Origin of the sequence: uncultured Chryseobacterium sp. (assembly GCF_936933875.1) — a bacterium.
Lineage (GTDB): Bacteria > Bacteroidota > Bacteroidia > Flavobacteriales > Weeksellaceae > CAKZIK01.
The window spans coordinates 1-4,494 of sequence record NZ_CAKZIK010000042.1 but is presented as its reverse complement, the minus strand read 5'-3'; the positions used below and the strand labels follow the sequence as shown (position 1 = coordinate 4,494).

The 4,494-nt window shown below is 38.4% G+C and carries 1 protein-coding gene and 1 pseudogene; both read left to right on the top strand.

The window, feature by feature from the left end; genetic code table 11:
- Positions 1–86: 86 nt before the first annotated feature.
- A complete protein-coding gene (locus tag Q0252_RS06510) occupies positions 87–2,480 on the top strand; it encodes a T9SS type A sorting domain-containing protein (RefSeq protein ID WP_297984719.1) in 2,394 nt (797 codons plus the stop codon).
- A 123-nt stretch (positions 2,481–2,603) separates the two neighbouring features.
- A pseudogene (locus tag Q0252_RS06505) lies at positions 2,604–4,494 on the top strand (hypothetical protein); the annotation flags it as partial.

Sequence of the window (4,494 nt, the reverse complement as noted above, 5' to 3'; positions counted from 1 at the left end):
TGCTCTTTCCCGATCTACGTTTATCAGATTAAAAACGCAAGTGGGGAGGTGGTTTCTTCAGGGAAAATCATTAAAAAATAACTAGTATGAAAACTATATTTTCAATTTTATTTGCAATAACAATACTCTTCTGCAATGCTCAGATAACAAAGGTATTTCAAATCACTACTACAAACAAATTTGGTAATAACCCGTCAACTGAATCAGATATTCTGAACGATGAATATTATAGTTTTGCAGACATTAGTAACTCCGGAATGAAACTGCGGAAATTCGACGGCACTTCCGTTACAGAAGTTTTCAATTTTCCGGCTTACTACACAGCAGTACCCGTTATTTCTATTGGTTTTACACCAATAAACAGAACAGAAAACAAACTTTTTTTCATTGTTCAGCATTTCAAAAGAAATCCAACAACCTTCGCTTTTACAGAGTTTACAGAAGAGTTGTGGGCCACCGACGGAACACAGGCAGGAACAGTAAGTTTGATTAAAGATGTAAGAACTTCAACAACTACAAATTTTCGAATTGACGGTTCATTTTCTTACGGCAGAAATATTAATAATAATTTTATTGGCAACAAATTAATTTTTAGTTACAAAGGAAATTTAATGGTAAGTGACGGTACTGTAGCCGGAACTCAACCACTAACCGCAAATGGAGCTCCTGTTTCTCATCTTTCCTATCCCGGTCCAAAAATTAACGGAAAATTTTATTTTGGTTCAACCGATGGCATTTATGCAACCGACGGAACAGATGCCGGAACAGAAAAAATAGTTGAGAATACCACTGTACAGTTGCAAAGTCATATGAGCGATCCCATCAATGGAAAATTTCTGTTTTGGGGAAAGACGGCTGCAAATGGTACAGAACTTTGGGAATCTGATGGAACTGCCGCAGGAACTAAACTTTTTTACGAAACAATTCCCGGACCAAATTCTTCAAATTTTAATCTGTCAAATCAAGTAAATTTAGCAAACGATGGGAAACAGATATACTTTGTGAAGCTTACCACTGCTCCAAATTCAGAAATATGGGCCACAGACATTACACTTTCAAACACAAGAATGGTAAGAGCTGAAAGTCCATTTGCTCCAACAATATGTAAATTGCTTAATGGACAAATTTTTTTCAAAGAACAGAATAATTCAACTGGAAAACAGAATCTCTGGAGAAGTGACGGCACTATGGAAGGTACAGTAATGCTTTCCGACGGATTTGATAATAAATCCATGGCCATATATCAAAACTCGCTGTTTTATGACAGAGCCGAAAAGAAAATCCCTATATCGAGTGTACAGGCAGATGACAATATTGAATTATGGAAATCTGATGGATTGTTGGAAAACACAAGGATGATAAAGGATATTAATCCAGGGATGATGGCCGGATCTCCCTTTAACGAATCCAACAGTTCAAATCCTCATATTTTTTTCACACTTAATAATATTTTATATTTTCAGGCAAATGACGGTACTGGAAATTTTCTTTACAGAATAAACGGAGATTATACCTTTAAAGGAAGCACCGGCACAACTGCTTTAGGAAATCCGTGGAGCAATGAGGAGAACTGGAATTCAGGAATAGTTCCCGGACAGCACGACTTAGTGAATATTCCTGCTGGTTTTAATGTGAATGTGGACGCTAATGCGTACGCAAAAAACCTTTCAGCAGCTTCGCCTGTTAATTTAGGCGCAGGAAATTTGAATATCACTGGAGAATTGGTAGTAGATGCTAAAATTACCTTAAACAATAACAGTTTAAATTTAAAGGGAACGGCTATCACAGCCGAAGGTAATTCCACCAACTACATCGTCACCAACGGAACTGGTACCGTAAATGTTGAAAATCTAAATTCCACACGTGGAAGTGTAAACTTACCAATCGGAACTGCCACGAATTATAATCCGGTTTCCATCGCAAATACCGGGACTTCCGATACTTTTTCAGCGAGAGTTTCGGATGGGATTTCCAACACTACGAACGGCGCGGTAAATGCCACCTGGGAAATCTCCGAAGCAACTGCAGGCGGAAGCAATGTGAGTTTAACTTTAGGTTGGAATACTTCCCAACAGAATGCAGCATTTGATTCCGGAACTGCAAAAGTCGGACATTATCTAAACGGTAACTGGACTGAGGAAAATTCGGGAGAGGTTTCAAATAATTCCATCACAGCCACAGGAATTTCTTCTTTCTCGCCATTTGCCGTGATGAATTTTGGCGCACTTGCCGCTTCGGATTTTTCAAAATCAAAAGTTTTAATTTATCCAAATCCTTTTAATGAAAACCTAAATATTTCAACCGAAAATGGTGGAGTAGTGCACTTCTACGATTTGAGCGGAAAACTCGTTTCAACATCAGTTTTGATGAAAGGAACGAATTCTTTGAACAAATCTTCTCTTACAAAAGGTGTTTACATTTATCAGATTAAAAATGTGAAAGGAGATATGCTGGCTTCCGGAAAAGTAGTGAAAAAGTAGGATCTGCAGCTTCGGCAAAATTCATTAAAGAAATAATCTAAAAATACCCAATTCAGGGTATTTTTTTGTGGCTAAAATTTAAAATATTTGTTGAGATCAACTTAACCTAAAAATCTCCGTCAAATGAAAAGAATTCTATTTTTTAGCTTTCTGGCCTTTACCGTAAGTATCGTATTTGGGCAAATTACTAAAGTGCACACCTTTACCGCAGAACAACATGCGCCCGGCGGTAAATATGATGATTACCTTACCAATATCTGGAAGGGTGATTGGTATTTCCAAAGTAACAAACCAAACACTCCTACAGACACTACCAAGGTAAATTCTTTTGTGAGAATGAATATAGCCAGTCCACAAAATTTTTCAGTTATAATGAAATTTCGCGACATTACATACACGAGCAATGACATTATACAATACCGTCAGGCCGATAACTTACTGTACTTTGTCATTAAACGCGTAAAGAATTACAATAAACCTACTAAGGAAGAAAAATACGAGTTGTGGCGTACAGACGGCACCCCAGCTAACACATTGAAAATAGATGAAGTTACGTCCACCAATGCTTCCAACGCAGGCATCAGCCTCGGAAATGACGGTACCCTGCAGCCAAATCCTACAAATATCGGGGATAAACTATACTACACAAAGCTGCAAAATTGGAAATGGGATATATACGAAACAGACGGAAATACCATTAAAAAAATTTCAGGTACCTATCAGAGTTATTCCTCTTCCACTACAGCTCATGATTTTCTGACATTTAAAAATGAGCTTTATTTTGTAGCTAATAATAGCAAAATTGTAAAATATGACGGCACCTCACTTACGGAACTGGCAACGATCAGCATCCAGAAATTTGGCCTTGTTAAAAATGACAGGATTTATTTTTTTGCATCCAATCAAAAACCTTATAGAGAGGGCAACATGCCGGAACCTACCTCTGCTTTTCCCTGGAATAATATGGGAATTTATGAAACAAACGGTACAGTAGCAGGTACTAAAGAAAGTTATGTAGTAGCAAGCACTTCTCTTTCGTATAATTTCACCAGCCTTGTTCCCAACCTACTTTTTAAAAAGAACGATAATTATTTTCTGGTACCCGACCTGCAGTTCAGAGAAAATAAACTGCACACTTTCGGTAATGATATAAAACCCAAAACAGTAGATCTGCCGGACGGCTATCGGGCCGTATCGGTTTTATCCAATAAGGAGGTAATGTATGTTTTACTTTCTAAAAGCGGACAAAACCAGTTTGATAAAATATTAAGGATAAACGAAGACGGCACAACCGGACCAGTTTGGCCCCTTCCTGTTACCACCAACGGTTATGAAATTTACGCAGGCCTACAAAGTATGTTCGGAGCTTACAAAGGAAGCCTTTGGTACAGCAGAAAAGAAAGCGATGCTCAGTACCTCAATACAGAGCTCTGGAGAACCAATTTTCTTGAGCATCAGTTTGCAGCAGACCTCAACCCGGACTTTGGCTGGGGGCCCAACCAGACAAAATTGTTTTACGGAAGCAATCCACGCAATTTTTTTATGTACAACGACCAAATGTATTTCTTTGCCGATGTAAGTAAAAGCACTGCGTTGTTTAAATTCAATTCAGATTTTACTTTCCAGAACACAGCTGGCAATAATCAGTGGAATGATGCAAACAACTGGAAATCCGGCATTGTACCTTACTCCTCAGACGATGCTATTATACCCGATGGACAACAACCAAAGGTCGTACAAAATGCATCTGTTAAAAATCTTACGATAAATTCCCCTTTATCATTGTCGGCAGGAAATCTTTCCGTAGCGGGAAAAATAACCGTTAATGCAAAAATTACTTTGAACAGCAACAACCTGAATCTCATTGGCACCAGTTCGCAGGTTTCAGAGGGAAGCCCTTCCGCCTATATTTTAACCAACGGCACCGGCACCGTAAATGTTGAAAATCTAAATGCTGAGAGAGGAACTGTAAACTTACCAATCGGAACGGCCACGAACTATAATCCGGTTTCCA

What these genes read in the sequence shown, in the direction of transcription:
- Q0252_RS06510 (WP_297984719.1), top strand. Translation starts at nt 87, where the DNA reads ATGAAAACTATATTTTCAATTTTATTTGCAATAACAATACTCTTCTGC.